Source organism: Methylobacterium sp. WL1, from assembly GCF_008000895.1.
Lineage (GTDB): Bacteria > Pseudomonadota > Alphaproteobacteria > Rhizobiales > Beijerinckiaceae > Methylobacterium.
Window position 1 is genome coordinate 5,191,361 of the sequence record NZ_CP042823.1, and the last position, 25,416, is coordinate 5,216,776.

Consider the following 25,416-nt stretch of genomic DNA (forward strand, 5'->3'; position numbering starts at 1 on the left):
GCATAACGTGAGAGGGCGGCTCAGGGTCCGGGCCGACCGCTCGCCGTCCGACGGCGACCCTTCCGCGTCGAATGGGTCCGTGAACCAGAGGGCGGCTCACGGACTTCTCCATCCGCCGGGGCGATCCGTTCGTGCCGCGGCAGGAGGAATCCCGATGCGTATCCCCTCTCTCGCAGCGCTGGCCGGTGTCGGCCTCGTCATCCTGTGCCTGCCTGCTGCGGCCGTCCCTGCCGGTCCCGGCGCCGGATTGGCCACGCCGTCCGCCCTGCTCACCCAGGTCCGGATGCGGCGCCACCACATGCGCCGGGGCAGCATGGCGCGGACGCAGCGGAAATATCCGGGTGCGAGCTTCGTGCGGAACACCACGCGGGGCGCGCCGGCCGGCAGCAGCGGCGGCAACGGCACGACCGGCAGCTACGCCGCCCCGAGCGGACGCTAGATCTGGTCCCGATCGCGGTGCGATCGGGGTCATCGCTCAGGCCTCGAAATAACGCGCTCGCTTGCGCCGAACCGGCCTCCACGTCGCCGGCCAGCAGGCTGGCGCGTCATGCCGGATACCGGCACCGGAGCGATGCATGCGCTCCGTGATCCGCATCGTTCCTTCCGCGTGTCTTCCGAAAGCCGGCGGCCACCTTTCGGGATGACGCTTCAGCCTCCGGCCCCGTCGCGGCGGGCTTCTCGACCGGCGCTTCGGCTCGGGCATCCCTCCGACGCCCCTGCCGTCCTGGAGCGCCCGGTTCGATCCCGTGGGCTGCCGGAAGGAAACTCCGGCTCCCGCGGTACGTTTTGGCTCGAAGACCGTGTGCAACGCGCACCCTGCAACCAGGATGTCGAGGAGCCCATGATGCGTCAGGCCGTCTTTACTGTTCTTGCCCTCACTGCAGCCGCGCCGGCCCTTGCCCAGACCCATACCGGTCCGGCGCCGATCAAGCAGCCTGGACCGCCACGGCAGGTGGCCCCCGGCACGCCGCCGGGAACGGTCGTCGTCCCGGACGGCGCCAAGAACGGCGGCCCCGGCACGACGGCCGTCATCGCGCCCACCGGCACGGGCGCGGCGACGATCACGACCGACACGGCCGCGGGCGGCAACGCCAGCCAGCCCGAGCGCGGTGTTCCCCAGACCGGCGGGGGCGGGAGCGGCGACAACGGCGGCGGCTGAACGATCCGCGTTCGCGCATCGTCGTGTTCAGAAAGCCGGCGGCCATCTTCCGAGGCGATGCCTCAACCGCCGCCACCGCCGCCGCCACCCGTTCCGGGACCGCCGAGATTGCCGTCCTTGTTGGGGGTGTTCCAATGGATGATGCCGTCGTCGGCCGGACGCAGCGTCGTAGCCGGCGGCGGGGGGACGCCGAAGCGCAGCCGCTCGATCGTGCCGCGCCGATGCGGCCGGTCGGCCCCGCGATGCTGGGCGGCGGCGGGGTCCGAGGCGAAGCCCGCGAGCGCGATCACGAGCCCCATCACCGTCGCGCGTCTCATCGGGCAACCCCACATCCTGCCGAGCGGTCTTCCAGCGCGTGATCGATACGCCGACGCGAGGGCCGCGTCCGTCCTGTCCGATCGGCAACGAGCCGCGACGCGTGCGGGTTTCCGCACCCTTCGCGGCCGCGTCCGCGGGCAGCCGCGAGCGGACGAGTCCCGCAGTGGGAACGCTCGGCCGACCGGCCCGCAGGATCCGCTAACCGCGCTCCGGCATACCCAGTCGCGAGCCGCGTTGCGTATGGGCTCGACCGCTGGTGAGATCGGACGCTCCCCCGCCCCGTGAGCAGATCGGGGCGGGGCCGAGCGGCCGGAACCCCGGCGCTTGCGCCGACGCTGCGTCCGTGGCCGCAAAACGGCCGCACCTCCGCTGCCAGGATTCCCGCATGCGCACGATCTTCGCCGCCGCCCTCCTCGTCTGCTGCGCCACGGCCGCCTCGGCCGGGGAACCGCTCCTGGACGGTCCGGTGGCGGCTGGCGGCTTCGGCATGAGCGGCTCGGACTATTACGGCGACATCCGCAGCCGGATGCCGTTCACCCGCGAGGGCCCGCCGCGGCCGGTCGGCGTCGCCGACCTCGAGCGTGCACGGGCCGCGCGGATGCGTGCGGCGACCGCGTCCCGGCGGGTGGAGGCGCGGTCCTCGGCCCGGCGGCGCACGCCCCACGGCTGAGCCGGCCGGCCCCGACGCCCCGAGATGTGTTCGTTTGGCGCCCGGCACGGCCCCTGGAGCCTGCGCGGGACCCGGATCCCCGGGCCCGCGGCTTCCGCGGTTCAGGCCGATGCCCTGATGAGCTGGACCAGGCGCGGCAGCGCCGCGTCGGTCTGGTCGGGATGGCTGAGCCGGTCCGCGTAGTCGCCGATCGGGCGCGGCTTCCCGAACAGGTAGCCCTGCATCTCCCCACACGCCTCGTCGGCCAGGAACCGCCTCTGCGCGGGCGTCTCGACGCCCTCGGCGACGACCCCCATCCGGAGGCTCCGGCCCAGGCTCAGCACGGCCCGCACGATCACGGCCGCCTGCGGATCGACGCCGAGCTGCGCCACGAACGAGCGGTCGATCTTCATCTTATCGAACGGGAAGGCCTGCAGGGTCGCCAGCGACGCGTAGCCGGTGCCGAAATCGTCCATGCTGATCCGGACGCCGAAGCTCTTCAGGCGCCGCAGGATGTTGATCGCCCGGGCCATGTCGTTGATGATGACGCTCTCGGTGACCTCCAATTCCAGCCGGTCCGGCGACAGGCCGGTCTGGGCCAGCACGGCCAGCACCGTCTCGGGCAGGTCCGGCTTCTGGAACTGCCGCGGCGACAGGTTCACCGCGACCTTGAGCGACGGCGCCCAGGTCGCGGCCTCGCGGCACGCCTCGCGCAGCACCCAGTCGCCGAGCGCGATGATCAGCCCGGTCTCTTCGGCCAGGGGGACGAACACGCCGGGCGGAATCTGGCCGCGCACGGGATGGGTCCAGCGCACCAGCGCCTCGAACCCCACCAGCGCGCCGGAGGCGCCGTCCACCTGGGGCTGGTAGTGCAGGCTCAGCGCGTTGTCCGCTAGCGCCTGCCTCAGGTCGCTCTCCAGCACCCGGCGCTCCTCCGCCTCCTCGTCCATGTCGGCCCCGAACACCCTGAAGGTGCCCCGGCCCTCCGCCTTGGCCCGATAGAGCGCGAGGTCGGCCCGCCGGTACAGGCATTCCGCGCTCACCCCGTGCTCCGGCGCCAGGGCGATGCCGACGCTCAGGCCGACGCCGATCCGCTGCCCGCCCACCTGGAGCGGTGCCGCGAACAGGCCGGTCAGGCGCTCGGCGACCGCGACGGCCTCCTCGGGACCGCCGGTGAGCAGGACGGCGAACTCGTCGCCGCCCAGGCGGGCCACGACGCCATCCCCCACCGACGACCGCAACCGGTCCGCCACGCTGCGCAGCAGGTCGTCGCCGGCCTGGTGGCCGAGCGTGTCGTTCACGCCCTTGAAGCCGTCGAGGTCGAGGTACAGGACCGAAGCGGTGCCGCCCCGGACGGCGATCTCTGCGAGGCACCCGTCGAGATGCTCCCGGAACAGGCCGCGGTTCGGCAGGCCCGTCAGGATGTCGTGGCGCGCCAGCCGCGCCACCTCGGCCTCCGCGGCCTTGCGCTGGGTGATGTCCGTAAAGGTCCGCACGAAGCCACCGTCCGGCAGCGGCACGGTCCGGATCTCCAGCACCAGGCCGTTCGGGCGCACGCGCTCGTGGACATGCGCCTGCTCCGGGCCGCCGCGCTCGATCCAGTCCCGGTACGACCGATCGGTGCGGTTGTGCTCGCGGTGGCGCAGCTGATGGCGCAGGACGGCCTTGTAGCTCGGGGCTCCCAGCATCATCGCGCGCGGCAGGTCCAGGAGCGCCAAGGCCCGCTCGTTGCACACCTGAACCGTGCCGCGCCCGTCCACCCGGATCAGCCCCTGGTCCATGCTGTCCAGGGTCATGTCGAGCAGCAGGGTCTTCTCGCGCAGGGCGAGGCCCTGGTGGGCCAGCGCCGCGTTGATGGTGCGCAGGTGGTCAAGCATCAGCGCCAGCGCCGCGAAGGCCAGGATCACCGCCATCATCACCGCGATGCCGCCCGCCACCGCGCCGCGGGCGAGGCCGAGATCCAGGGTCTCCTGCGCCGGGTCCGGGACCACGCGCGCCGCCGCCATGGCCAGGAAGTGCAGCCCGGCGATGGCCGCCGTCAGGATCGTGGCGGCGGCCACCCGGGTCCTGGCGTCGCCGCCGCGTCCGTGGACCATCAGGGCAGCGCCTGAGAGGCCGCAGCCGATCGTCGCCGCCACGACGGCCAGGGTCCGATCCCAATCGAAATGTCCGGGCAGCACCACGCCGGCGATGCCCAGGAAGTGCATGCAGGCGATGCCGCCGCCCAGGACCACGCCGGCGACGGCCTCCGCCCAGGGCGAGCCCTGATGCGCGGCGCGCAGGAGCGTGAAGGCGACGAGGGCGGCCGCGATGGCGACGATCAGGGACAGCAGCGTGGTGGCGACCTCGTAGCCGACGACGACACCGGGATCGTAGCCGAGCATCCCGATGAAGTGGGTGCTCCAGATGCCGGCGCCGGCCGAGAAGCTGGCGGCCAGAAGCCAGCTCGGCGCCCAGGCGCCACCCTTGCGCACGCGCTGCTCGAGCAGCAGGGCGACGTAGCACGAGATCCAGCAGACACAGGCTGCCAGGGGAACCACCCAAGGGGTGTGCTCGTCGGTCAGGCAGGCCAAAGCGCGGTACATGGGAGCCTCGCCACGCGGCAATACGGGCGCACGATAGCGCGGCCAATACTAATCAGAAGTTGCATTTCGGGATAAGAATTCACCCCTCGGGAGGGTTGTTCCGGGTCATCGCGTCGTCTCTTGCGCGGCATGACCAGACAGTCCCGGCTCGAACTCCGATGCGGGCCTGCCGGATCTTCGCGCCCGGCCCACCCATCCGGCACGGAGAATCGCCGTCGATAAGCGCGAAAGGCCCCGAAGATTGCTCTTGGGGACGGTTCTCAAGCCTGCCAGCGTGGCGGTTACATGCCGCCAGCGCGCGTCGGCCATGCCTCATGACCGGTGGCCCGGCCGTCGGACGCGCGGTAGGTGACGGCTCCTCCCAAGACGACCCCTTCGGGCCCGCTCGGCACAAGCCGCGGCGGGCTCTTTTTCGTTAAGCGTTTCCCCATACCCCTCTTCTGTACCCACGATCCGACGCCGGCCCGGCTCTCCGCCCGCCGCCGACGGATCGTTCGACGGCTTCCTTTGGCATCCCGCATGAAAAACCGCTTCGCGTTCCTGGCCTTGATGATCGTATGCGCGGGCCCGGCCCTCGCCCGGGGCGACCGGTCCGGGCCGGGCTGCGACGACCCGCAGACGACCGGCTCTCTGCCCACCGGGATGCGGGACCTGGACGCCCTGGCCGTCGAGTCCGACAGGGTCGCCGTGATCCCGCCCGAGGACAGCTGGCAGGAGCAGGCGCAGCAGAACGCGGAACGCCGCAGGCGGGAGCGTGCGGAAGGATGCGGGGTCGATTGACGGTCGCGGCATCGGGCGGGCCCACGCGCGACTCGCCCGGGCGGCCGCAAGCCGAACAGGAGGCGGGACAGCCCGCCACTTGTCGTTGATCCCCCGAGCAATCACCGCCACTGTACGCACGAATATGCCGACGCTGCCGGCAACCATCCGCGGGCGTGGACTTGAACGCGAAGGGCGATCCGACATGAGGCTTCTGGCTCTCGGTGCCGTCATGGCCCTCACGGCAGCACCGGAGGCGCTGGCGCAGAGCATGCAGGACGTCCCGGTCCAGCGCGACCTCAGGCGGATGGACCGGCTCGACAGGCGCCTCGACCGCGACGGCATCCGGCCGGTCGACCCGAACGTGACGCCGGACAATCCCGACGGCGTCGTCGGCTTCGACGGCGTGCCCGACAATTACGGCGACCGCGGCGTCATCGATGACGGCCCCCTGCCGCCTGGCTCGCCGGCCGATACCGACGACGACTGAGCGGCTGCCGCGCGGCGGGAGCGGTGCCGATCGCAGTGCAACCCAGTTCGCCGCTCGGGCTTTGATGTCACGCGCGCTGGCGCCCAGCCGGTCTCCGCTTCGGAGGTCCGCACGCTGCAGGCGATCGGGAGACGGACAGATGGCTGACGACACACCGGACGCCGACCGCGTCGCCCGGAGGATTGCCGAGAACGTCTACGCCGCGTTCTGCCGGCAGGCGACGATGCCGGCCCACCCGCTCGAAGAGCAGACGATCCTGGCGCGGCTCGTCGAGGCGATCCGCCCCGAGGTCGGGACCGGTTCGCCCGGAGCGCTCGTCGAGGCCGCCAACGCGGCCCTGTCCGCATGGGAGCAGCGGGACCCCGAGATCCGCGGGCCGCGCGTCGTCGCGGTGAACCCGATCGATGGTGCCGTGACCGTCGGATAGGGCATCGTCCCGAAGGGCGGTCTCCGGCGTTCGGCGGGACGACGGGCCGCATTCGAATGGGAGCGCACCGTTCCAATTCCGCTGTCCGGCGCGATGGGCCGGCCGCGCGGGAGCGGTGACGAAGGGGGAGCGGTTTTGAGCAGGGGTGCGCATGCGCAGGGGTCGGTCCAGGTCTGGCGTATCGAAGCGGGCTTTGCCCGAGAGCCTGACGCAGCATCTCTCGGATCCGAAGATCCGGGTCCTCAAGACGCCGGATGGCCGACGCCGTTCCTTTCGCGCGGCCGGCGCTGTCCGGAAGGTCCTCGTCTCGCTCGTGACCCTCGCCGTGCTCGTGCTGGCCGGGGGGCACCTCGTGAACGCGTGGTAGGAAAACCGCGGCGGGATCGGCCCTACCTGAAACGGCCAGGCTGCCTATGTCTCCGCTGCAAGGAGCCGTTCAATCCATGATCATGATCATCATCTGCTTCCTCGCGCCATGGCTCGCCATGTTCCTGCGCGGGAAGGTTCTGCAGGGCATCCTCTGCATCATCCTCCACATCACGATCATCGGCTGGATCCCGGCGACGATCTGGGCCCTGGTGGTCACCCGCAGGGAAGCCGCCTGACACGCCGCCGGCGCCGACGAGGAGGTCCGCATGCCGCCCAAGCTCACCAAGACGATCATCGGGGCCGTGGTCGCCGTCGCGCTCGCGGCGGCGGTGTCCTACGGGGTCATCAGCCAGCAGACCGCCGATCAGATCCAGACCAAGGCCAACCAGACGCTACAGACCGACCAGACCGCGCCGGGCCCGGCTCCGCAGCAGCAGACCCCGCCGCCGCCCCAGACTCCCAACCCGCAGTCTTCGAACCCGCAGTCTCCGAGCGATCCGAAGGCGTCGCCGCAGGCGCCCGCGGCCCGCCCGTAGGGAGCCGCGTCCCTCGCTCCACGACGCCGACGGGTCCCTGGGCCTGCGCCTTACTGGAGCGAGCCCGGACCCGGCGACATCGAGCGCCCGGCCTCGAGCAAGGCACGGATCTTCGCGGTGGCGTGGGCGAGGATGTCGGGGCGCGCCTCGTCGTAGGACGTTTCCGTGACGAAGCTCTGGAGCGCCTCCTCGATCCGGTCCTCGATCTCCTCCATGACCGTCAGGGCTTGCGGGCCCTCCCGGCGCAGGTAGGCATCCGCCAGGGCCAGGTAGGCCGCGCTGGCGAGTAGAAACGCGACCCCGTTGGCTTCCTGCGCCATCTCGGAGCCCGACTCCGGGCTGCCGGCTTGGTCGTCCGAGAACTCATCGATCATAAAGTCATGCTCTGCACGGAATCCCTGCCAGAGCATGTCCCAGTTATTGCGGCGCACACAGCTGCAAAGACTGCGTATCAGCTTGACCGTAAGGCGCCGAATACTACTTTTGCGTCGATGATCTCAAATAATTGCACCCTGTGGTTGCAATTGCGCGCAGGGCTCCATCGATCCGTGTCGCCGCCGAGGGCGGGCCTTACGTCCTACACGATACCGCTGCCGTCGTACGGCCACGGCCGGCCGAGATGGGCCGCGACGGTGGCCGGATCGTCGCCGACCGCCCGCACGGCGGCCGTCACAGTCTCGACGGGCACCTGAAGGCGCCGCGCCCAGTACGCAGCCGAACTCGGGTCCTCGACGTTCACGCGCTTCGGCTCTTGGGACACATCGGACATGGCAACCTCCGCCGGGAGAACCGCCCGGGAGCCCGGACGGTTCAGACGCTGGGTACGGGGCGGGACGAGCCCCGATCCGTACGGATTACCAGCCGCCGTAGAACCGGCGCGGGCCGTCGTAGCCCCCGGGGCCACGCTCGTAACCACCCCCGTGGCCGTACCCATATCCCGGACGGCCGCCATAGGGGCCCCGGGGGCCGCCATAGCCCCATCCGCGATCGTTGGGACGGCAATGACCCCACGGGTTCGGATGGAAGCCCGGACCGCAGCCGCCGGCCACGTGCTCGATCAGCCCGGCGCTGTCGGGCGGGGCGTACCCGAACGGGGCCGCCTGCGCCGCCGTGCCGGTGGCAAGTCCTGCCGCGACGATCGCGGCGATACCGAGCATCCTGGAACGCACCATGACCCGATCTCCTGAACCCGTCGGCCCGCATCTGCCGGACCGGATGACCAGAGGATGTGGCCGGCGGCCTGAACCGGTTCCGGTCGGATCGTTCATCAATCCGACGGGGACTGGATTGATCGATCGCAGGGCGGCCTTCCGGAATGACGCATCAAGACAGCGTGTTCGCCAGTCTGGCGCGCTGCGAAGACCCGTGCGGACGCGCACGGCGCCGGATCGCCGGCAGGCGTAGCAGTGTGGGTGCCGGATCCGGAACGCGGTGCGCCGCCAAGGTCCGGTCCGCCGCTTTCGACGCTCTCACCAGTATGCCCATCCGTCTGTACCGTGACAGGCTGAACCAGCTTCATTTTGGAACGGGCCGGCGGCCAAATTGTTGAAACGCCATATTCACCAGAACAGGACAACCCGGATGCGCAAGCTTGCACTCGCTTCGACGGCACTGCTCGGACTAGGCCTGCTGGCGTCGGCACCTGCCGAGGCACGCGGCTGGGGTTATGGCGGCGGCTACGGTCATGGCGGCTACGGATACCGGGGCGTCGGGTTCCGCGGCGGTTACGGCGGCTATCGTGGCTACGGCGGTTACGGCCGCGGCTACGGCTACCGTCGCGGCATCGGCCCGGGCGCAGCCATCGGCCTCGGCATCGCCGGCCTGGCCGCGGGCGCGATCGTGGCCAACAGCTACGGCGGCTACGGTGGCTACGGCTACGGAAGCCCGGTCGGTTATTACGGCGGTGGCTACGGCTACGCGCCGGCCTACGGCTACGCCCCCGCTTACGGCTACGGCGGCGGCTACGGTTACCCGGCTTACGGCTACGGCTACTGAGCCTTCCACCACCTGACGCTGGCGTTTGTCGGGGCACTCGGATTCGATCCGGGTGCCCCTTTTCGCAGGTGGAATGCACCGCACCCGAAGGCCTGAGGCCGCCCGGCCGTCGCTCCGGGCGGCGTCGTTCAGGTCAGGGTCGGATCATCGGCGGTGATGCCATCCGCCGTGCCGGCCGCCTCAGGGTGGGTGGAATCCGATGGGGCGATCGCTGCTCCAGCGGTGCCAGCGGGGGCCGTACCCGCCGACCCTGCGGTCGCCGTGGAACGTCGCTCGGACCACGACGGGTCGGGCAGTCGTTCGGTCGACGGGGCCGGGACGACCGCCTCTCGGCTTGTCCCGGCCTGCATCGGAGGCGGTTTTTTATCGATCGCGCAGGCTTCCTCGCGTGAGAGCCGCTGGGGCGAGGGATCGGTCATGTGATGGGTGCGTCTGTCCATCGCGACAACTCCCGGTTTGGCTGCGCTTTCAGCGGAGCAAGGCGCGCAGGTCGACCAGGGTGGTGATCAGCCCGATCGCAGCCAGGATGAGCATCAGCGCCAGGAACCCCACGATGATCCGGTCGAGCCAGCGATCCTCGTGGCTGCAGAACAGCGGTGGCTCTTCATCCAGCGGAGACCGTGCTTCGTCCCGGCTGCGGGGCGTGTGCTCGCGTTGCTTCCTATCCGCCATGTGAATCGTCGTGGTATCGGTCATGACGGCGCAAGATCAGGCCCACGGTCACGACCCTGACTGCTCCGACACGTAGCCGAGGGCGCTCCCGGCCGAGCCGCTGCTGTAGAGCGTCGAGAGATCGCCGAGCGACACGATGCCGACGAGCCGCTTGTCCCGGTCCAGCACCGGCAGGCGTCGGATCTGGAGTTCGCCCATGGTCTGCGCGCCCGCAGCACAATCCTCGTCGGCGTAGCAGTACCGGACCTCGGTGGTCATCGCCTCGCGTATGGGCGTATCCGGCCCCTTGCCCGCGGCGACCGCACGCACCGTGATATCGCGGTCCGTCAGCATGCCGACCAGCCGGTCGTTCTCGCCGACGGGAACGACACCCGCGTCCAGATCCGCCATCAAGCGCGCGGCGTCCCGGATGCTCTGGTCTGATCGTACGACGGATACGTCCGCGGTCATCACGTCACTGATCGGCATGGCATTCTCCCAAATGACGGCAACGGGGCTCGTGATCGCCAAACGCGGCGGATCAGCAAGATCTACAACCGATCAAAGCAAGACCTGCGGCGGTGTTCCGATCAACAAAGACGGACAGCAAAGATATTTCAGGCATCTTTGTTGATGTGGTCGATGTCAAAAGAGATCATTCCGGCTGCGGGGTGGCGCCGACCTTGGTCTCTCGCCCAAGCCGTAAGATCAAGGTGTTACGGACGATCCGGTTCAGGCCGCCGGGACGTTCCGCGCCGGTCCGGCCGACCGCATCAGCTGTCCCAGCGACAGGCAGGCGGCCATGACGAAGATGGAGCAGCCCGGCACCCACATCAGGACGCCGCCGAGTTGCTGATCCTCCAGTGGCGTGTAGCCCCAGATCGGGGCCGTCAGCAGGTGGTCGGCGAAGAGCGGCCGGCCCGCGAAGGTCAGGATCGCTCCCAGAAAGCCCATCTGGATCGACGTGCCGATGCCGACGCCCAGGGCGATCAGCGCGTCCCGCCCGTCGGCCAGCACGGCCTGCCACACCATCAGGGCGCTGCCGAACAGGGTGATGTGCATCAGCCAGTAGACACGGTCGCTCGCGAAGGTGGCCGCGTACGGGGCGGGGCTGTGCCACAACCAGAGCACCATCGCGAAGACCAGCCCCGCGACGACGGGGCCTGGGCGTCGCGTGCCCGCCGCCTGCCGGCCGATCAGCGCTCCGAACGCCAGGACCGGGCGTCCCAGGATGATGAGGGGCGCACCGATGAGGGAGATCACCATGTGCTGGCCGACCCGGGCGGAGAAGAGCGCCACGGAGAGGGCGCAGAGCGGCGACACCAGGGCCAGGCCGGTGATACCCCAGCCGGCGAGGAACGAAGCGCGCTCCCCGCGGCTCAGCCGGGCACGGGTGCTGCCCACTCCGTACAACCCCGCGATCACCAGGAGGACCGCGATCAGGACCGGGTCGAGGTTCCAGTGCGCCATCAGCGTGCCCGGATCGGGCGGGCTGCCACAATAGGGGATCTGCGCCGGCATCGTGCGCCTCATCTCTTGGAAAACGATCGGCTGGAGCACGCGCCGCCGAGGCGGATACCAGTCCGGCGCAGGCGAGCGCGTCGAATCGAGGATTGGGAACGGCTCTAGAGGGCAGCGACGCCCGCTTCGGCCACGGCTTGGTCCTGCTTCGAGAACCCGCCGCTGACACCGACGGCGCCGATCACCGTCCCGTCGCGCTTGAGCGGGATGCCACCGGCGAAAATGACGACCCGGGCGTGGTTGCTCGTATGGATGCCGAAGAACTGTTCGTCGGGCTGCGACAGCTCCGCCAGCGCTTTGGTCGAGATATCGAAAGCGCGGGCGGTGAACGCCTTGTTGATGGCGATGTCGATGCTGCCGAGCCATGCCCCGGGCTGCCGGGCGAAGGCCAGGAGGTGGCCGCCCGCATCGACCACGGCGATGTTCATCGGCTGCTGAACCTGATCGCTGGCGGCCGTCTCGGCGGCGGCGATGATCCGCTTGGCGTCGTCGAGCGTGAGCATGGGCAATCTCCTTCGGGCCTCGGGAACCGGGCGAACGGTCAGAGCGGCGGGGCGATGCCGCCGGGCTTGCTCAGCGACTTCACGTAGGCCGCGATCTGCCACATCTGCTCGTCGGGGATCTTGCCGCGCCACGCGGGCATGCCCTTGGGGCGGCCCTCGTAGAGGGTGTCCACGATGTTCGGCAGGGAGCCGCCGTAGATCCAGTTGTCGTCCGACAGGGCCGGCCCGAAACCGCCGCCCCCGCCGGCGTGGCAGCCGTTGCAGTTGAAGGCGGCGTAGAGGGCCTTACCCTGCTCGATCGCGGCCGGGTCGTTCTCATACTTCTTGGCCTTCTCCGCGCCGGTCGTCGGGACCGCGGCGCCACCGACGCCCTGGGGCGTCAGCACCACTTGAGGCTGCTGGTTGCCCGCGGGGTCCTGGGCGAGCGCACGGTGCAGCATGGGCCCGGACACCAGGGCGACGAGACCGGCGAGGAGGGCATGGCGGCGCATCATCGTTGCGAATCCTGGCGTGAGGGCGTTGGGTTCGGAGCGTCCTGGGTCTCCGGCGTGTCGAGGCGCGGCACGCCATAATCGACCAGGATGGCGTCGATCTCGGCTCGGTGCCGCCGCAACGCTCCGCCGATCTCCTGGGCGAAGGCGCCCCCGTCCTCCTCGCGGCGCACGGCGAAGCCGATGTCGAAGGCGAGCGGCAGACGGGCCCCGTCGAAGGGCGGCCGCACGAGGTGGACCTGAAGCGGCGGATCCTGCCGGGCGGCGAAGTAGCCCGCCAACGGCCCCCAGACGACGGCCACGTCGACCTCGCCCTTCGCGACCGCCTCGACGATCCGCGAGGGCGGGTGCGGCGTGCCGTAATCGCCGTAGAGATCGTAACCGCGCACGTTCGCCACGATTCCCCGTCGGGACAGGGCGTGGGCCGGGGGCGTGTTGTAGCCGTCGTCCCCGACCATCTGCACGCCGATGCGCAGGTCTTTCAGGCGCGGATCGTCGAGAGCGGTGATGGGTACGGCATCCGCCTTCTGCACGAAGGCGTAGCCGGACCGGTAGACCGGCGCGGTCGGTCGAGCCATCTCCACGCCGACCGGCAGGCCCGGCACCACGTCGCACAGGCCGGCATTGAGCGTGTTGCGGAGGAACCCGCGCCGCTGCGCCCACCACGTATAGGTGAGTTCGGCGCCGAGGTCCTTCGCGACGATTTGGGCGATCCTGTTCTCGAAGCCTCCCCCGGCCTTGTCGGAGAAGGGCAGATTGTTCGGGTCGGCGCAGACCCGCAGGTCGCGTGCCGCGGCCGGCTTCAGGGTCGCGGTCGCCAGCAGGGGCAGCGCAGCCGCCAGCGCAACGAGACGCGCGGCCATGCTAGGCCGGGTTCTTGGCCAGCTTGAAGACATACAGCGTGCCTCCGGCCGTGGTGTATTGCGGGAGGTCGCGCATGGCCGCCACGAAACCGAGCGCCGCGGTACCCTCCTTCGGGTCGAGCCCGGCCGACACCAGTGCCCCGGACCAGCCGCCGACACCGTCGATAATCGAGACGTATTGGTGTCCGTCCGGCCCCTTCCACGTGGTGGGCTGGCCGATGATCCCGGAGCCGGTCTTGAACTTCCAAAGCTCCTTGCCGGTATGCGCGTCGACCGCTTTGAACCAGCCGTCCATGGTCCCGTAGAAGACGAGGCCGCCGGCCGTCGCCACCGCCCCGCCCCAGACCGGGAACTTCTCCTTGATCGTCCAGGCCTCCGAGCCGTCGGTGACGTTCCAGGCGGTGAACTCGCCGCGGTGGCCGCCGGGGCCCGGCTTCATGTTCACGTCGGCCCCGACATAGGGCGTGCCCTCGATGTACCCGACCTCGGACAGGCGCTCGTCCATGCAGAGGTTGTTGTGCGGCAGGTAGAGGAAGCCGGTCTGGGGCGAATAGCTCGACGGGCTCCAATCCTTGGCGCCGGGCGGGCTCGGGCAGATGTCGCGCACCACGGTGTCGACCTTCGGTGCCTTCTCGGTGTTGTGTTTCAGCTTGCCGGTCTTCAGGTCCACGCCGAAATTGGTGTTGGTGTAGTGGTAGGTGCCGGCCGAGAGGACTTCGCCGTTCGTGCGGTCCATCAGGTAGACGTGGCCGTTCCGGTCCGGATGGACGAGGGCCTTGCGCGGCTTGCCCTTCCACTCAATGTCGAGCAGCACGTTCTCGTTGACGCCGTCGTGGTCGTAATAGTCGTGCGGGCTGAACTGGTAATACCACCGCGCGTTGCCCGTATCGACGTCGCGGGCGAAGATCCCGGCAGTGAACTTGTTGTCGCCCGGTCGCTGCTCATGGTTCCACGGCCCGGGATTCGACGTGCCGTAATAGACGAGCCGGAGATCCGGGTCGTAGCTGACCCAGCCCCAGACCGAGCCGCCGCCATGCCGCCACATGTCGGCGGGCCAGGACTTGACCCCGAGGTCCTTGCCCTTCTCCTGGTCGTAGAAGGGCTTGTAATCCGCCCCGATCTTCACGTCGGTATCCGGGCCCGTCGTGTAGGCGCGCCAGATCTCCTTGCCGGAGCCGAGATCCAGGGCCTTCGACCAGCCGCGTACACCGAGTTCCCCGCCGGAATTGCCGACGATGACCTTGTCCCCCGCCACCAGCGGGGCCATCGTCATCGTCTCGCCCTGGTTGATGTCGCCGTTCTTATGCCGCCAGACCTCCTTGCCGGTCCTGGCGTCCACGGCCACCGTGACGTTGTCGAGGGTGTTGTAGAGGACCTTGCCGCCCGCATAGGTCGGCCCGCGGTTGACCGTGTCGCAGCACGCGACCCCCTGCGAGGCGATCTCCGATTTCGGGTCATAGGACCACTTCATCGGGAAACCGGGCTTGGTCAGGTCGAGCGCGTAGAGGATGTTGGGGAAGGCGGAGACCAGGTAGAGCGTGTCGCCGACCACGATCGGTGCGCTCTCCTGGCCGCGGTTCGTCCCGACCGAGAACGTCGAGGCCACCTGCATGCCCTGGACGTTGTCTTTGGTGATCTCGTCGAGGTCGCTGTAGCGGGTGAGCGCCGTGTTGCGCCCGGGGCTCGGCCATTGACCGGCGTTGTCCGTGTCGGCCTTCGCGGCGAAGGCCGGTAGCGTCGCCTTCGAGGCGCTTTCCGTGACGGGGTTGACGGTCGGCATGAGGACCTGAGGGTTCTTCGCCAGTTCGTCCCCGGGGGGCGGCGTCTTGCCTGAGGGCCCCTCCGTCCCGGTCCCCTTGCCCGTCGCAGGGCTCCTGTCCCGGCCCGCATCCTGAGCGAACGCGACGCTGCCCCAGACAAGTGCGATAACAGATACCGAGGTGACGGTCAGTCGCATGATCGCTCCGTCGCAGCAGACCGGGCCAAGTCGATGCTCGCCCCCTGTCGAGCCAACCGCGATCTTCCATTCGGGTTCTCAAAGTAAGGGTTTTTATTGCGAAAATAATTCCGCCGGGATTTATGATCTATGTTGTTTCGGTAGATCGGTGGGAGATGAACGATAGACTTCAAGATAGAGTGTGCGGGGCCGGCCCCCCTGGACGGGTTCATCGCTTCATGAGGTAGCGCTTGCGCGAGGACAGCAGGTCAGGGCATCGCGATGGCCGGGACTTCCTGCTTGCCGGCGCGACGCTCGGCGTAGCTTTACTGTGTGACTCCGCCTGCGCGGCGGCGGCCCCGCTCGGGTACATGACCGCGTTCGGCACGCGGGCCGACGGCATCCTGCCGCTGACCTACGGCACGATGGCGATCTCCTGCCTCGTCTCGGTGCTGATCGCGGCCCTGTTGGCCTGGGCCCTCCTCCGCCACCGGGGAACCGACCGTTCGGGCAATCCCCGAGCGCTGGCCGTGGCTCGTTCGGGCGGCGGCCTGCCGTGGATCTATGTCGGCGTCGGCGTCTCGACCCTCGTGCTGTTCGGCGCGGCGGCCTGGACGATGGTGGTGCTCTCCACCGTGGCCCGGCCCGCGACCAAGCCCAGGCTCACGATCGAGATCACCGCCCGGCAATGGTGGTGGGGTGTGCGCTACCTCAGCCCCGATCACGCGCGCACCGTCACCACCGCCAACGAGATCCACATTCCCGTCGGCGAGCCTGTGGCGTTCAAGCTCGCGAGCGAGGACGTGATCCACTCGTTCTGGGTGCCGGCGCTGCACGGCAAGACGGACGTCATCCCCGGCCAGACCAACACGACCTGGCTTCAGGCGCGGGTGCCCGGCACGTATCGCGGGCAATGCACGGAGTATTGCGGGCAGCAGCACGCGCATATGGGCTTCGTCGTCATCGCGCAGGAGCCTGAGGCGTTCGAGACGTGGTATCGGCATCAGCTGGCGCCGACACCGCCGCCGACCGGCGACCTCGCTGAGGCGCAGACGACCTTCGCGGCCAAATGCGGCCTGTGCCACGCCGTGCGCGGAACGCCGGTGGGCGGCAGGCTCGGACCGGACCTCACCCATCTGAAGTCGCGCACGACCCTCGCTGCCGGGACCGTGCCCAACAACCCCGGTTATCGCGGCGCCTGGATCGCCGATCCGCAGCACATCAAGCCGGGGTCGAAAATGCCTCGTCTCGACATCTCGGGCCCGGAGCTCGCCCGGGTCCAGGCTTATCTCGATACGCTGGATTAGGAGACCGCCATGGCGCATTCACCGGCGGCCTCCCCCGCGCGCATCCCCGAGGCGATCGAGCGGCCCGGCCAGGACGTGCTCGACCGGCTGGAGCGGATCTGGCGGACCGAGCCCGGCCTCCTCGGGGTGGTGGCCACCGTCGATCACAAGATCATCGGCATCCGCTACCTCGTCACCGCCTTCGCCTTCCTCATCGCGGGTGGCCTGGAGGCCCTGGCGATCCGCCTGCAGCTCGCCGGCCCCGACCGGGCGCTGATCTCGCCGCAGGCCTACAATCAGCTCTTCACGATGCACGGCGTGACGATGATGTTCCTCTACGCCTTCCCCGTGCTCTCCGGCTTCTCGAACTATCTCTGGCCGCTGCTGCTGGGCTCGCGCGACATGGCCTTCCCCCGGCTCAACGCCTTGTCCTACTGGATCTTCCTGGCCTCGGGGCTCTTCCTCTACGCGAGCTTCTTCATCGGGCAGGCGCCGGACGACGGCTGGTTCAACTACGTCCCCTACGCGTCGAAGGTCTACAATGCCGGCCCCAACATCGACTGGTATCTGCTGGGCCTGATCTTCCTGGGCATTTCCACGACCGTCGGTTCGGTGAACTTCGTCGTGACGTTGATGCGCACCCGCGCGCCGGGCATGTCGATCAACCGCCTGCCGATCCTGGTCTGGGGCACGATGACCGCCTCGGTCGCCAACCTGTTCGCGGTGCCGGCGGTCAGCCTCGCCTGCCTGCTCCTGTGGCTCGACCGGCAGTTCGGCACGACGTTCTTCGATCCGCGGGACGGCGGCTCGCCGCTGCTGTGGCAGCACCTGTTCTGGATGTTCGGCCACCCATGGGTCTACGCCCTGGTGCTGCCGGCCATGGGCATCGTCTCGGACGCCCTGCCCACCTTCTGCCGCCGGCCGCTGGTCGGCTACACCCTGGTGGCGCTCGGCACCGTCGCCACCATGATCTTCGGCTTCGGCGTGTGGGTGCACCACATGTTCGCCACCGGGATCCCCGACCTCGCGCTCTCCTTCCTCTCGGCGGCTTCGATCGTGATCGCGGTGCCGAGCGCGGTGGCGGTCTTCGCCTGGATCGCCACGATCTGGGGCGGGCGACCTGTCGTCACCACGGCGTTCCTGTTCTTCGTGGGCTTCGTCCTGCTGTTCGTGATCGGCGGCGTCTCCGGCTTCATGACCGGCTCGGTACCGGTCGACTGGCAGTTGACGGACACGTACTTCGTGGTGGCGCACATCCACTACGTTCTGGTCGGCATCAACGTCTTCCCGGTGATCGGCGGAATCTATTACTGGTTCCCGAAATTCACCGGCCGGATGATGAACGAGCGCCTCGGCCGGTGGAACGTCTGGACGATGTTCGTGGGCTTCAACCTCGGCTTCTTCCCGATGCACATCACCGGCCTGATGGGGATGCCCCGGCGCATCTACACCTACGGCCCGGAGATGGGCTGGACCAACCTCAACCTCGTCACCACGATCGGGTCCTTCCTGTTCGCGCTCGGCGTGCTCCTGTTCCTCGTCAACGTCGCGATCAGCCTGCGGGGCGGAGCGGTGGCGGGCGACAATCCCTGGGACGCGCCGACCCTCGAATGGGCGACCCCGTCACCGCCGCCGCCCTACAACTTCGCGGTGATCCCCACCGTGGCGAGCCGCCATCCGCTCTGGGAGGACCGCCTCGATGCCGACGAGCGCACCGACCGCTCGCAGATCGACCGGGGTCTCCTCCTCGACCACGGCCGGGAAACCATCGCGACGACGGTGCTGGATGCCGAGCCCGACGTGATCCTGAAGATGCCCGGCGACAGCCAAGCGCCGTTCTGGCTGACGGTCGCCCTGGCCCTGCTGTTCGTGGCGCTGCTCCTCCACGCGTGGTGGCTCGCGGGGGCGGCGATGATCGGCACCGGCCTCGCCATTTTGGCCTGGCTCTGGCCGGAACGCGGCCTCGGGCAGCGGCTTGCCGCAGCGACGGGAGCCCCCGCCCATGGCTGATTCAGCAACGCTCGCACCGCCGGCGGACAGGACCCTGGAGCCCGCCGAGCGGGCCCTGCCGGTCGGCACGGTGAGCGACGTCCGCTCCTCCGGCATGCTCGGGATGCTGTTCCTGATCCTGACCGAGGCGACGATCTTCGGCTACCTGATCTTCGGATACTTCTACACGGCCGCCTCCGCGCAGGGCGCATGGCCACCGCAGGGGTCGCCCGGCCTCGGCTACGCCCTCACCAACCTCGTCCTCGCCCTCGTCAGCGCCGGGGCGGTATGGTGGGCGGATCGCGCCATTCGCGTCGACCAGCCGCGCCCCGCCGCAGCCGGTCTGGCTGCGGCGTTCCTCCTGGGCCTCGTCTTCCTGGGCATCCAGGGGCTCGATTGGCGCGCCCATGCGAGCCTCACGGCCGGGGCCTACCGTTCCCTGTACCTGACCATCACCGGGGTCCACGTCGCGCATCTCGTCGTCGGACTCGGAATCCTGGCGGCCCTGAGCGGCTGGACGCTGCGCGGCTATTTCGGCGCCGCGCGGTCGGCGCCGGTGCGGATCGGGGCCGCCTACTGGTACTTCGTCGTCGCTGCCGAGGTCGCGGTCTTCGCGACCCTGTCCCTGTCGCCACACCTGAGTTAGCGCGATGGCACCGGACCTCGCCGCCGGGCATCCGGCACCTCAGCGCCACCGGGTCGGCCTCGTTCAGGTCGCCTTCGGACTTGCGGGCGCACCACTCGCCTGGGTCGGTCTGAGCCTCGTCAATTACGGCCTCGCGAGCCAGTCCTGCGCCATGGATGCGGCGGGCGCGACCTGGGCAATCCTCGGCGTGGCCGACATCCTGGGCCTCGGGATTTCCCTGGCCGCCCTCTGGTACGCGCACGCCGCGTGGCGACGCACCGGGACCGAGCAGGCGGGCGGCCAGCAGCGGACGCTGGAGATCGGGGAAGGCCGCACGCGCTTCCTGGCCCTCTGCGGGATCGTGACGAGCCTCGGCTTCGCGATCGGAATCCTGTTCGCGCTCCTTCCCATCCTGCTGGTCTCGACATGCTGATCGATCGCCGTCGTCCCCGGCCGAGGGGGCCGCTCGCCCTCGCCGCGCTCGCCTGCGCTCTCTCGACCGCCGGCTGCGACGGTCAGGCCACCGCCGGCGATCGGACCGATGCCCATGGCGCGGTGCACCTCATCCGGAGTTACGGCTGCGGAGGCTGCCACGAGATCCCCGGCGTCGAGGGAGCGACCGGTCGGGTCGGCCCGCCCCTCAACGGGATCGGCCGGCGGGTCTTCCTCGCAGGGATGCTGCGGAACGAACCGCAATCCATGATCCGCTGGCTCCGGGATCCGCAATCCGTGGTGCCCGGCAATGCCATGCCGAACATGGGGATCACCGAGGACGACGCCCGGACCATCGCGGCTTATCTCGCGACCCTCCGCTGAACGGATTCCGACGCCGATCGGACGACGATGCAAGATTGGTTCGGCGACGCGAGATTTCTGGACGGACTCTGATCCAGGTCGATTCGGGACCGGCGCCGCCGATGTAGATCGGGCCACCGGACATGCTCCGGTCGGCTCCGCCGGTTCTGACACGCCCCCGATCCTGGCCGGCGGAGCCGCCTCTCGTTCACACGCCGCCATGAGGATGGATCATGCCCCACACCGCCGCGACGCCTGACGGCTTTTGGGACACGGTCGCGGACCATGTCACCGCGAAGGTCCGGCCCGTCCTTCGACAGCGCCGGAGCGCGCGGGGTCCGGTCATCGCCTATCTCCGTGATCTGGAGACCGTAGCGCGCCGGGAATGCGAAAGCCGGGCGGCCATTCAGGTCATCGCCTCGGGTCGGCACGTGCTCGGAGACCGCAGCGAGATCGGCCCAACGGACGGCCCGTTCTCCCGGACCTGACGAAGGCTCAGGAGCGCGAGCGAGTGGGATGCCCGCCCTTCACGCCAAAGCAGCTCGACCGCAGAAGGCTGCCCGTGGATGCCACGGACCCGACAGCAGATGACAACCGATCCTCGCCGGAGGACGAAACAGCGGCCCTCGATCCGGGCCGACGAGGTGAGCGAACCGAACCCGAACCGGATCGGCGAACGCTGAGCGCCCGATAAAAACCGGCCGCGTAAGGACTGCTCAGACTCGTAGCTCCATGCGCGAATGGCCCGATCCGCTCGGGCGTTTGGAGGCGGAGCGCCGGAAGCGAGGCCGCAGCCCGCCACCGAAGACTACCCGGGGTGATCGCCTGCGCGGTGCTCTCGACGGCCGTGATGGACACAAGGTCGAACGGCCGGTTCCGCGCCCATCGGCGATTCGGCATGGCGTCGTCCGGCCGAAAGCTGACCGGCTGCGTCAGGGGTATGGCCCATCAAGCGGACGGCGCTACCGGCGCGGGACAGCGCCCGGCGACCAAGTCGGCCTTTCAGGAGACATCCGAGGGCGGCACTCGTTCACGCAGCGTGCGTCGTGCCACCAGCCCGAGCGTCGAGCCCTGCACGATGATGGTGAACAGCACCACCGCGTAGGTCGATGCCAGGATCGCGGGCTTGGCGTCGCTCTCCGGTATCGAAAGCGCCAGTGCCACGGAGATGCCGCCCCGAACGCCGGCCCAGGTCAGGAACGGCACGTTGCGGGGCGAGAGGTTGCCGCCCCAGCGGAAGGCGAGGAGCGGCGTCGTGACGGCCACCAACCGGGCGACGAGGACGATGGGAACCGCACAGGCGGCCAGTGCCAGGCCGCCGAGCTCGAACCGCAGCACCAGCACCTCCAGCCCGATCAGCAGGAACAGCACCGAGTTCAGCACCTCGTCGATCAGGGTCCACAGCGCCGAGACGTAGCCTTGCGTCTCCTTGCTCATGGCGTCGCGCGGGGCCCGGTCGCCGACAAGGAGCCCGGCGGCGACCACCGCGAGGGGGCCGCTGAAATGCAGCTTCTGGGCGAGGGCGTAGGTGCCCGCGACCAGCGCCAGTGTGATCAGCACCTCGACGGGGAAGTCGTCTATGGCGCGCATGGCCCGGTAGGCGACGTAGCCGGTCGCGATCCCCAGGACGAGACCGCCGCCGGCCTCCTGCAGAAGCAGCGTGGCGATGCCGCCAGCGCTCGTGGCCTCCCCGCCGGAGCCCGCCGCGAAGGCCACGAGCACGGTGAACAGCACGATGCCGATGCCGTCGTTGAACAGGGCTTCGCCCTGCATCTCGACCTCGAGAGTTTCCGGCACCTTGACGTTCTTCAGGGTCGCCAGCACCGCGACCGGATCGGTCGGGCTGATGAGGGCGCCGAAGACGAGGGCCCAGGAGAGCGGGACCGGCCGCCCGACGAGGTCGGCCGCCAGCCAGAACGCGCCGCCCACGATGGCCGTGGAGATCAAGGTGCCGAAAAGCGCCAGCGTGGCGACAGGCCAGGCCCGGTCGCGAAGCATGCGCAGGTCGAGGCTCATGGCGCCGGCGAAGAGGAGGAAGGCCAGCATGCCATTCATCACCACCTCGGTGAAGTCGACCTGCCTCAGCACCCTGGTCAGGTCCTCGTAGAGGTGCTGGCCCGGGAAGGCGAGGTCGAGACCGACGAGGGTGAGCGAGGCAAGCAGCCCCATCACCAGGAGGCCGATGGTATGCGGCATGCGCAGGAAGCGGCGATTCAGCCAGCCGAACAGGGCCGAGAGGGTCAGCAGCAGTGCGGCGAGGTCGAAGATCGAGATCATGGGACTCTCCCGCCCGCGCCGGAGCGGGCTGCGATGGGTTTGCCGGACCGGAGGCTCATCGCGGCTGGAGGCGTTCGGTCGCCCCGGCGGCGGCGAGCACCGCGTTGGCGGCGGCGACATCGTCGGCGTCCCGCTGCGGCGTCATCCTCCCCCGTTCCCCGGTCTTCCGGCACAGACGGACGAGAAGGGGGACGTGGTCCGAGCCGAAGGCGTCGAGGCGCTCGACGTCCAGCGTCGCGAACCCGCCTTCGTGGAAGACGTGGTCGAGGGGCCAGCGGATCCAGGACGAATGGGCGTTCCAGGTCGCGACGTAGCCGTAGCCGCGGCGCGGGTCGATCAATCCGGAGAGCCTGGCCATCCGCTCCACGGCGATCTCCCACGGCGTGGCGTTGAGGTCGCCGGCGAGGACGCCCGGCTCGACCCGGTCGCGCAGCACCGCGGCCGCCGCGTAGAGTTGGGCGTCCCGTCCGCGGGCGGATTGCCAGGGCTGCGGCGGCTTCGGGTGGAGGCCGACGAAATCGACGATTTCCCCGCTGCGCAGGGTGACGCCGGTCACGACCGCCGGCGTGTCCTGCCCGGCGAGATGACGGATGCCGCCGTTCACCAGGGGCAGACGCGAGAAGAAGTGGATGCCGTAATACGACCCCGTGATCCGCTGCAGGGCGTGGGGCATCGCGGCGAGCACGGGCTTCAAGGCCTCGTCCCACCACGTGTCGGTCTCCATGGCGAGGAACAGGTCGGGTTCCTCCCGCCCGACGGCCTCGACCAAGGGCGCGGCGTTCCGGCTCCCGAGTTGCACGTTCGCGATCAGCACGGAGAGCCTGCGCTCCACGGGGCATCCTTCGACCCGCATGCCGCCCGTCGGCCGATATGGCCACAGGATCCAGGCGTTGACCGCCAGTGCGAGGGTCACCAGCGCAAGAGCCGGAAGGGTCGACCTGGGAGCTCCCCGAAGGAAGGGAAACAGGGCCAGACCGACCGCCAGCAGGCCTCCGGCGAAAGGCAGGCGCGGAAAGTCGAGCAGCCGCACCGCCCACCACTCGGTCGGGATCAAGGGCACGAGGCTCGCGGCGGCCAGGATGGCGGCAAGCAGGATGAGCGCGTAGCGGGCGAGGGCCTTCACGGGCGGCGCCCGGCAGGTTGGCTCACCGCCAGCCGAGAAACGCCGGTCGGGCCGTCCCCGCAATCGGGGCAGGCGGAGCTCAGCGCATGTCCTTGGGCAGGTGCTTGATCGGGTCGGTCCGGCCGCCCTGGGTCTTGCTCTGGACCGAACCCTCGGACTGCATGACGTCGGTCGAGGACTGGATCGCGCTCGGCGGTGCGACCTGCCCGTTGCCCTCGTGGCGCGCGTTTCCGGCGCCCTTCACCGTCGAGGTTCCCGAGGGCAGCGTCCCAGCGGTCGGCTGGTCGATAGAGCTGGCCGCGGACTGCGCGCTCGCGGGGCTGGCAAACGCCACGCCGACGGCAAACAGGAGTGGGCCGACGATGCGCGTGGCGGCGCGACCGGACGCGGCCCGGGCGAGGTGGAGCGAATTCATGCAAACGGTCCTGTCGGATGGACGGCGATCGGGGGTGTCGATCTGAAACCCCGCCGGCCCCTTTGGTTCCTCGTCGGGCGCAGGGCCGCCGAGGCGCGACGATCCGTTTCCCGTGTGGTCCGTCCGTACGTCGAACGCGAAGCCGGGCCCGGCACGCTGCCGGGACGGCGATGTCGCCGTGGTCGAACCCGCCCCGTGACACACGGGGCGGGCCGTCCGAGGTGTCGGCTTACTTCGGCATCAGGACGCTATCGATGACGTGCACGACGCCGTTCGACTGGTTCACGTCGGCCTGCTCCACGAAGGCGCCGCCGCCCTTCTGATCGATCAGCGCCAGTCGGTCGCCGTCCATCTTCACCGTCAGGACCTGACCCTCGACCGTCTTCAGGTTGGCGTCGGCGCCGCCCATCTTGGCCTTGGCCATCAGTTCCTTGGCGTCGAGCTTGCCCGGAACGACGTGGTAGGTGAGCACGGCCGTCAGCGTCTTCTTCATGTCCGGCTTCAGGAGCGCGTCGACCGTGCCGGCCGGCAGCTTCTTGAAGGCGTCGTTGGTCGGCGCGAACACCGTGAACGGGCCCTTGCCATTCAGGGTGTCGGCGAGCCCGGCGGCCTTCACGGCGGCGACGAGGGTCGTCAGGTTGCTGGCCTTGGACGCGTTCTCCACGATGGTCTTGCTGGGCATCATCGGCGCGCCGCCGACCATGGGGGCGGTCTCGGCGAAGGCCGGCGCCGCGAAGGCCAGGCCGGAGGCGAGAAGGGCGGCAGGCAGAATCGTACGCATCATAAAGGGTCCTGTAGGCGTCATCACGGCTCGATCGTCGAGGCTCGTCACGGCGTTACGGGATGATGAGCGTTCGGGTTTCACAGCCTAGATCACAAGAAATTCATCGCCCCTGCGTAAATGACGCGGGCTTAGTTTTTCTTCATGCTAGTTTGCTCGACATTATGCTGACGCTTGATTGTCAGCGGCACGGTTCCCGGGCCCCTTTTTCGGTCCCTGACGAGCGGGAAACTAGCCAAATAGTCACACGCGGGCCGTCGTTTTTTCTGAACGTTTCCTGAACGCGAACGTTGGGGCTCCGAACTGTGCAGCCGGAACGGGGATGAGTCCGGTCCCGTCAGGGGCGATCCGAGCGGCACCTTCGAACCAACACTCGGGAGATCTTCTTGCTCTATCGCACGTTCGCCGCCGCCGTCGCGCTCGCCTGCCTGTCGGCCCCGGCCCTGGCCCAGACGACGCCCGCGGCCCCGGCTCCCGGCACCGCCATGCCCGCGTCCTCCGACATGACATCCTCCGGCCGGGGGATGACGATGGCTGACACCGCGACGGTGAAGCTGAAGTACGTGACTGTGAAGCCCGCGGACGTGATGTCGTCCAAGCTCATCGGCACGACCGTCTACAACAACAAGAACGAGACCGTCGGCGAGATCGAGGATCTCGCGATCGAGAACGGCAAGACGCTGACCGGCGTCGTCGTCAGCGTCGGCGGCTTCCTCGGCATCGGCGAGAGCTACGTCGTGCTCGATCCCGCGACGCTCGCCATCAGCGAAAAGGACGGCACGTGGGCGGTCCACGCCGACACCGACAAGGACACCCTCAAGAACGCGCCGAAGTTCACCTACTCGAAGAAGAAGAGCTGATCGGCCCCACGGA

The 25,416-nt window shown here is 69.3% G+C and carries 33 protein-coding genes; 17 read left to right on the forward strand and 16 right to left on the reverse strand.

The annotated features are described in order from the left end of the window. Window positions 1–154: 154 nt before the first annotated feature. Both FVA80_RS25325 and FVA80_RS25335 read left to right on the forward strand, forming a co-directional pair. A complete protein-coding gene (locus FVA80_RS25325) occupies window positions 155–439 on the forward strand; it encodes a hypothetical protein (RefSeq protein ID WP_147908674.1) in 285 nt (94 codons plus the stop codon). A gap of 405 nt (window positions 440–844) precedes the next feature. Next, window positions 845–1,159 (forward strand): hypothetical protein, encoded by a 315-nt coding sequence (locus tag FVA80_RS25335; protein ID WP_147908672.1) that lies wholly within the window; start codon window positions 845–847, stop codon window positions 1,157–1,159. Between the two features lie 62 nt (window positions 1,160–1,221). Here the strand turns inward: FVA80_RS25335 and FVA80_RS25340 are convergent, their stop codons facing one another. After that, window positions 1,222–1,476, reverse strand: coding sequence for a hypothetical protein (locus FVA80_RS25340; RefSeq protein WP_147908671.1), 255 nt, complete (start codon window positions 1,474–1,476; stop codon window positions 1,222–1,224). Window positions 1,477–1,862: 386 nt separating this feature from the next. Here FVA80_RS25340 and FVA80_RS25345 point away from each other — a divergent pair, with 386 nt between their 5' ends. Next, a complete protein-coding gene (locus tag FVA80_RS25345; RefSeq protein ID WP_147908670.1) occupies window positions 1,863–2,147 on the forward strand; it encodes a hypothetical protein in 285 nt (94 codons plus the stop codon). A gap of 101 nt (window positions 2,148–2,248) precedes the next feature. Here FVA80_RS25345 and FVA80_RS25350 read toward each other — a convergent pair whose 3' ends face one another. Next, window positions 2,249–4,711, reverse strand: coding sequence for an EAL domain-containing protein (locus tag FVA80_RS25350; protein WP_147908669.1), 2,463 nt, complete (start codon window positions 4,709–4,711; stop codon window positions 2,249–2,251). A 519-nt stretch (window positions 4,712–5,230) separates the two neighbouring features. Between FVA80_RS25350 and FVA80_RS25355 the strand changes: the two genes are divergently transcribed. The 6 genes from FVA80_RS25355 (at window position 5,231) to FVA80_RS25375 (ending at window position 7,292) form a co-directional block, all read left to right on the forward strand. After that, on the forward strand, window positions 5,231–5,491 hold the full coding sequence (locus FVA80_RS25355; RefSeq protein WP_147908668.1) for a hypothetical protein: 261 nt from the start codon (window positions 5,231–5,233) through the stop codon (window positions 5,489–5,491). A 184-nt stretch (window positions 5,492–5,675) separates the two neighbouring features. Further along, entirely contained in the window at window positions 5,676–5,960 is a 285-nt protein-coding gene (locus FVA80_RS25360; protein ID WP_187193509.1) for a hypothetical protein, read from the forward strand. Window positions 5,961–6,099: 139 nt separating this feature from the next. Beyond that, entirely contained in the window at window positions 6,100–6,387 is a 288-nt protein-coding gene (locus FVA80_RS25365; protein ID WP_147908666.1) for a hypothetical protein, read from the forward strand. Window positions 6,388–6,580: 193 nt separating this feature from the next. Continuing rightward, window positions 6,581–6,754: a hypothetical protein gene (locus FVA80_RS30770; protein WP_187193510.1), complete on the forward strand. Its 174-nt coding sequence runs from the start codon at window positions 6,581–6,583 to the stop codon at window positions 6,752–6,754. 76 nt (window positions 6,755–6,830) lie between these two features. Then, window positions 6,831–6,992: a YqaE/Pmp3 family membrane protein gene (locus FVA80_RS25370; RefSeq protein ID WP_147908665.1), complete on the forward strand. Its 162-nt coding sequence runs from the start codon at window positions 6,831–6,833 to the stop codon at window positions 6,990–6,992. A gap of 30 nt (window positions 6,993–7,022) precedes the next feature. Beyond that, window positions 7,023–7,292: a hypothetical protein gene (locus tag FVA80_RS25375; RefSeq protein ID WP_147908664.1), complete on the forward strand. Its 270-nt coding sequence runs from the start codon at window positions 7,023–7,025 to the stop codon at window positions 7,290–7,292. A 50-nt stretch (window positions 7,293–7,342) separates the two neighbouring features. On the opposite strand, the gene FVA80_RS25380 is transcribed toward FVA80_RS25375, so the two are convergent. The 3 genes from FVA80_RS25380 to FVA80_RS25390 all read right to left on the reverse strand — a co-directional run bounded on the left by FVA80_RS25380 (window position 7,343) and on the right by FVA80_RS25390 (window position 8,464). After that, window positions 7,343–7,666, reverse strand: coding sequence for a hypothetical protein (locus tag FVA80_RS25380; RefSeq protein WP_147908663.1), 324 nt, complete (start codon window positions 7,664–7,666; stop codon window positions 7,343–7,345). 203 nt (window positions 7,667–7,869) lie between these two features. Further along, window positions 7,870–8,061: a DUF3606 domain-containing protein gene (locus FVA80_RS25385; protein WP_147908662.1), complete on the reverse strand. Its 192-nt coding sequence runs from the start codon at window positions 8,059–8,061 to the stop codon at window positions 7,870–7,872. Window positions 8,062–8,146: 85 nt separating this feature from the next. Beyond that, window positions 8,147–8,464, reverse strand: a complete 318-nt coding sequence (locus FVA80_RS25390) for a hypothetical protein (protein ID WP_147908661.1) — start codon at window positions 8,462–8,464, stop codon at window positions 8,147–8,149. A 409-nt stretch (window positions 8,465–8,873) separates the two neighbouring features. On the opposite strand from FVA80_RS25390, the gene FVA80_RS25395 reads away from it, so the two are divergent. Further along, window positions 8,874–9,287 (forward strand): hypothetical protein, encoded by a 414-nt coding sequence (locus tag FVA80_RS25395; RefSeq protein WP_147908660.1) that lies wholly within the window; start codon window positions 8,874–8,876, stop codon window positions 9,285–9,287. A gap of 468 nt (window positions 9,288–9,755) precedes the next feature. Here the strand turns inward: FVA80_RS25395 and FVA80_RS25400 are convergent, their stop codons facing one another. The 7 genes from FVA80_RS25400 to FVA80_RS25430 all read right to left on the reverse strand — a co-directional run bounded on the left by FVA80_RS25400 (window position 9,756) and on the right by FVA80_RS25430 (window position 15,273). Further along, a complete protein-coding gene (locus FVA80_RS25400) occupies window positions 9,756–9,959 on the reverse strand; it encodes a hypothetical protein (protein ID WP_147908659.1) in 204 nt (67 codons plus the stop codon). Window positions 9,960–10,007: 48 nt separating this feature from the next. Beyond that, the gene (locus tag FVA80_RS25405) at window positions 10,008–10,469 is read right to left on the reverse strand and encodes a CBS domain-containing protein (RefSeq protein WP_348644598.1); all 462 of its coding nucleotides are present in this window, start codon (window positions 10,467–10,469) and stop codon (window positions 10,008–10,010) included. A gap of 201 nt (window positions 10,470–10,670) precedes the next feature. Beyond that, on the reverse strand, window positions 10,671–11,459 hold the full coding sequence (locus FVA80_RS25410) for a cytochrome c oxidase assembly protein (protein WP_187193511.1): 789 nt from the start codon (window positions 11,457–11,459) through the stop codon (window positions 10,671–10,673). A gap of 104 nt (window positions 11,460–11,563) precedes the next feature. Next, entirely contained in the window at window positions 11,564–11,962 is a 399-nt protein-coding gene (locus FVA80_RS25415) for a heme-binding protein (protein WP_147908656.1), read from the reverse strand. 38 nt (window positions 11,963–12,000) lie between these two features. Next, window positions 12,001–12,456, reverse strand: coding sequence for a c-type cytochrome (locus FVA80_RS25420; RefSeq protein ID WP_147908655.1), 456 nt, complete (start codon window positions 12,454–12,456; stop codon window positions 12,001–12,003). Then, the gene (locus tag FVA80_RS25425; RefSeq protein ID WP_147908654.1) at window positions 12,453–13,316 is read right to left on the reverse strand and encodes a substrate-binding domain-containing protein; all 864 of its coding nucleotides are present in this window, start codon (window positions 13,314–13,316) and stop codon (window positions 12,453–12,455) included. The genes FVA80_RS25420 and FVA80_RS25425 overlap by 4 nt, the downstream gene beginning before the upstream one ends. Before the next feature lies 1 nt (window position 13,317). Continuing rightward, window positions 13,318–15,273, reverse strand: a complete 1,956-nt coding sequence (locus FVA80_RS25430; protein WP_246692136.1) for a methanol/ethanol family PQQ-dependent dehydrogenase — start codon at window positions 15,271–15,273, stop codon at window positions 13,318–13,320. A 350-nt stretch (window positions 15,274–15,623) separates the two neighbouring features. Here FVA80_RS25430 and coxB point away from each other — a divergent pair, with 350 nt between their 5' ends. The 6 genes from coxB (at window position 15,624) to FVA80_RS25460 (ending at window position 20,435) form a co-directional block, all read left to right on the forward strand. Further along, window positions 15,624–16,559 (forward strand): cytochrome c oxidase subunit II, encoded by a 936-nt coding sequence (gene coxB, locus FVA80_RS25435; RefSeq protein WP_147908653.1) that lies wholly within the window; start codon window positions 15,624–15,626, stop codon window positions 16,557–16,559. Window positions 16,560–16,568: 9 nt separating this feature from the next. Further along, window positions 16,569–18,548, forward strand: coding sequence for a cytochrome c oxidase subunit I (gene ctaD / locus FVA80_RS25440; RefSeq protein ID WP_147908652.1), 1,980 nt, complete (start codon window positions 16,569–16,571; stop codon window positions 18,546–18,548). Next, on the forward strand, window positions 18,541–19,173 hold the full coding sequence (locus FVA80_RS25445; RefSeq protein WP_147908651.1) for a cytochrome c oxidase subunit 3: 633 nt from the start codon (window positions 18,541–18,543) through the stop codon (window positions 19,171–19,173). The genes ctaD and FVA80_RS25445 overlap by 8 nt, the downstream gene beginning before the upstream one ends. Before the next feature lie 4 nt (window positions 19,174–19,177). Further along, the gene (locus FVA80_RS25450) at window positions 19,178–19,585 is read left to right on the forward strand and encodes a hypothetical protein (RefSeq protein ID WP_147908650.1); all 408 of its coding nucleotides are present in this window, start codon (window positions 19,178–19,180) and stop codon (window positions 19,583–19,585) included. Continuing rightward, a complete protein-coding gene (locus FVA80_RS25455; protein ID WP_147908649.1) occupies window positions 19,579–19,968 on the forward strand; it encodes a c-type cytochrome in 390 nt (129 codons plus the stop codon). Before FVA80_RS25450 ends, FVA80_RS25455 begins: the two co-directional genes overlap by 7 nt. Before the next feature lie 212 nt (window positions 19,969–20,180). After that, window positions 20,181–20,435, forward strand: a complete 255-nt coding sequence (locus FVA80_RS25460; RefSeq protein WP_147908648.1) for a hypothetical protein — start codon at window positions 20,181–20,183, stop codon at window positions 20,433–20,435. A 514-nt stretch (window positions 20,436–20,949) separates the two neighbouring features. Here FVA80_RS25460 and FVA80_RS25465 read toward each other — a convergent pair. The 4 genes from FVA80_RS25465 to FVA80_RS25480 all read right to left on the reverse strand — a co-directional run bounded on the left by FVA80_RS25465 (window position 20,950) and on the right by FVA80_RS25480 (window position 24,546). Further along, window positions 20,950–22,224, reverse strand: a complete 1,275-nt coding sequence (locus FVA80_RS25465) for a sodium:proton antiporter (protein ID WP_147908647.1) — start codon at window positions 22,222–22,224, stop codon at window positions 20,950–20,952. 55 nt (window positions 22,225–22,279) lie between these two features. After that, window positions 22,280–23,347 carry an endonuclease/exonuclease/phosphatase family protein gene (locus tag FVA80_RS25470; RefSeq protein ID WP_147908646.1) on the reverse strand — a complete coding sequence of 356 codons (1,068 nt, stop codon included), beginning with the start codon at window positions 23,345–23,347 and terminating at the stop codon, window positions 22,280–22,282. Between the two features lie 79 nt (window positions 23,348–23,426). Continuing rightward, on the reverse strand, window positions 23,427–23,762 hold the full coding sequence (locus tag FVA80_RS25475) for a hypothetical protein (RefSeq protein ID WP_246692137.1): 336 nt from the start codon (window positions 23,760–23,762) through the stop codon (window positions 23,427–23,429). Window positions 23,763–23,991: 229 nt separating this feature from the next. After that, on the reverse strand, window positions 23,992–24,546 hold the full coding sequence (locus FVA80_RS25480) for a fasciclin domain-containing protein (RefSeq protein ID WP_210248950.1): 555 nt from the start codon (window positions 24,544–24,546) through the stop codon (window positions 23,992–23,994). Window positions 24,547–24,929: 383 nt separating this feature from the next. Here FVA80_RS25480 and FVA80_RS25485 point away from each other — a divergent pair, with 383 nt between their 5' ends. Further along, window positions 24,930–25,403, forward strand: a complete 474-nt coding sequence (locus tag FVA80_RS25485; RefSeq protein ID WP_246692138.1) for a PRC-barrel domain-containing protein — start codon at window positions 24,930–24,932, stop codon at window positions 25,401–25,403. The last annotated feature ends 13 nt before the right edge of the window (window positions 25,404–25,416 follow it).

What these genes read in the sequence shown, in the direction of transcription:
- FVA80_RS25415 (WP_147908656.1), bottom strand. Translation starts at nt 11,962, where the DNA reads ATGCTCACGCTCGACGACGCCAAGCGGATCATCGCCGCCGCCGAGACG.
- FVA80_RS25410 (WP_187193511.1), bottom strand. Translation starts at nt 11,459, where the DNA reads ATGCCGGCGCAGATCCCCTATTGTGGCAGCCCGCCCGATCCGGGCACG.
- FVA80_RS25480 (WP_210248950.1), bottom strand. Translation starts at nt 24,546, where the DNA reads ATGATGCGTACGATTCTGCCTGCCGCCCTTCTCGCCTCCGGCCTGGCC.
- coxB (WP_147908653.1), top strand. Translation starts at nt 15,624, where the DNA reads ATGACCGCGTTCGGCACGCGGGCCGACGGCATCCTGCCGCTGACCTAC.
- FVA80_RS25450 (WP_147908650.1), top strand. Translation starts at nt 19,178, where the DNA reads ATGGCACCGGACCTCGCCGCCGGGCATCCGGCACCTCAGCGCCACCGG.
- FVA80_RS25460 (WP_147908648.1), top strand. Translation starts at nt 20,181, where the DNA reads ATGCCCCACACCGCCGCGACGCCTGACGGCTTTTGGGACACGGTCGCG.
- FVA80_RS25325 (WP_147908674.1), top strand. Translation starts at nt 155, where the DNA reads ATGCGTATCCCCTCTCTCGCAGCGCTGGCCGGTGTCGGCCTCGTCATC.
- FVA80_RS25345 (WP_147908670.1), top strand. Translation starts at nt 1,863, where the DNA reads ATGCGCACGATCTTCGCCGCCGCCCTCCTCGTCTGCTGCGCCACGGCC.
- FVA80_RS25335 (WP_147908672.1), top strand. Translation starts at nt 845, where the DNA reads ATGCGTCAGGCCGTCTTTACTGTTCTTGCCCTCACTGCAGCCGCGCCG.
- FVA80_RS25340 (WP_147908671.1), bottom strand. Translation starts at nt 1,476, where the DNA reads ATGAGACGCGCGACGGTGATGGGGCTCGTGATCGCGCTCGCGGGCTTC.
- FVA80_RS25375 (WP_147908664.1), top strand. Translation starts at nt 7,023, where the DNA reads ATGCCGCCCAAGCTCACCAAGACGATCATCGGGGCCGTGGTCGCCGTC.
- ctaD (WP_147908652.1), top strand. Translation starts at nt 16,569, where the DNA reads ATGGCGCATTCACCGGCGGCCTCCCCCGCGCGCATCCCCGAGGCGATC.
- FVA80_RS25390 (WP_147908661.1), bottom strand. Translation starts at nt 8,464, where the DNA reads ATGGTGCGTTCCAGGATGCTCGGTATCGCCGCGATCGTCGCGGCAGGA.
- FVA80_RS25400 (WP_147908659.1), bottom strand. Translation starts at nt 9,959, where the DNA reads ATGGCGGATAGGAAGCAACGCGAGCACACGCCCCGCAGCCGGGACGAA.
- FVA80_RS25350 (WP_147908669.1), bottom strand. Translation starts at nt 4,711, where the DNA reads ATGTACCGCGCTTTGGCCTGCCTGACCGACGAGCACACCCCTTGGGTG.
- FVA80_RS25385 (WP_147908662.1), bottom strand. Translation starts at nt 8,061, where the DNA reads ATGTCCGATGTGTCCCAAGAGCCGAAGCGCGTGAACGTCGAGGACCCG.
- FVA80_RS25425 (WP_147908654.1), bottom strand. Translation starts at nt 13,316, where the DNA reads ATGGCCGCGCGTCTCGTTGCGCTGGCGGCTGCGCTGCCCCTGCTGGCG.
- FVA80_RS25370 (WP_147908665.1), top strand. Translation starts at nt 6,831, where the DNA reads ATGATCATGATCATCATCTGCTTCCTCGCGCCATGGCTCGCCATGTTC.
- FVA80_RS25445 (WP_147908651.1), top strand. Translation starts at nt 18,541, where the DNA reads ATGGCTGATTCAGCAACGCTCGCACCGCCGGCGGACAGGACCCTGGAG.
- FVA80_RS25360 (WP_187193509.1), top strand. Translation starts at nt 5,676, where the DNA reads ATGAGGCTTCTGGCTCTCGGTGCCGTCATGGCCCTCACGGCAGCACCG.
- FVA80_RS25365 (WP_147908666.1), top strand. Translation starts at nt 6,100, where the DNA reads ATGGCTGACGACACACCGGACGCCGACCGCGTCGCCCGGAGGATTGCC.
- FVA80_RS25430 (WP_246692136.1), bottom strand. Translation starts at nt 15,273, where the DNA reads ATGCGACTGACCGTCACCTCGGTATCTGTTATCGCACTTGTCTGGGGC.
- FVA80_RS25380 (WP_147908663.1), bottom strand. Translation starts at nt 7,666, where the DNA reads ATGATCGATGAGTTCTCGGACGACCAAGCCGGCAGCCCGGAGTCGGGC.
- FVA80_RS25475 (WP_246692137.1), bottom strand. Translation starts at nt 23,762, where the DNA reads ATGAATTCGCTCCACCTCGCCCGGGCCGCGTCCGGTCGCGCCGCCACG.
- FVA80_RS25465 (WP_147908647.1), bottom strand. Translation starts at nt 22,224, where the DNA reads ATGATCTCGATCTTCGACCTCGCCGCACTGCTGCTGACCCTCTCGGCC.
- FVA80_RS25455 (WP_147908649.1), top strand. Translation starts at nt 19,579, where the DNA reads ATGCTGATCGATCGCCGTCGTCCCCGGCCGAGGGGGCCGCTCGCCCTC.
- FVA80_RS25355 (WP_147908668.1), top strand. Translation starts at nt 5,231, where the DNA reads ATGAAAAACCGCTTCGCGTTCCTGGCCTTGATGATCGTATGCGCGGGC.
- FVA80_RS25420 (WP_147908655.1), bottom strand. Translation starts at nt 12,456, where the DNA reads ATGATGCGCCGCCATGCCCTCCTCGCCGGTCTCGTCGCCCTGGTGTCC.
- FVA80_RS25395 (WP_147908660.1), top strand. Translation starts at nt 8,874, where the DNA reads ATGCGCAAGCTTGCACTCGCTTCGACGGCACTGCTCGGACTAGGCCTG.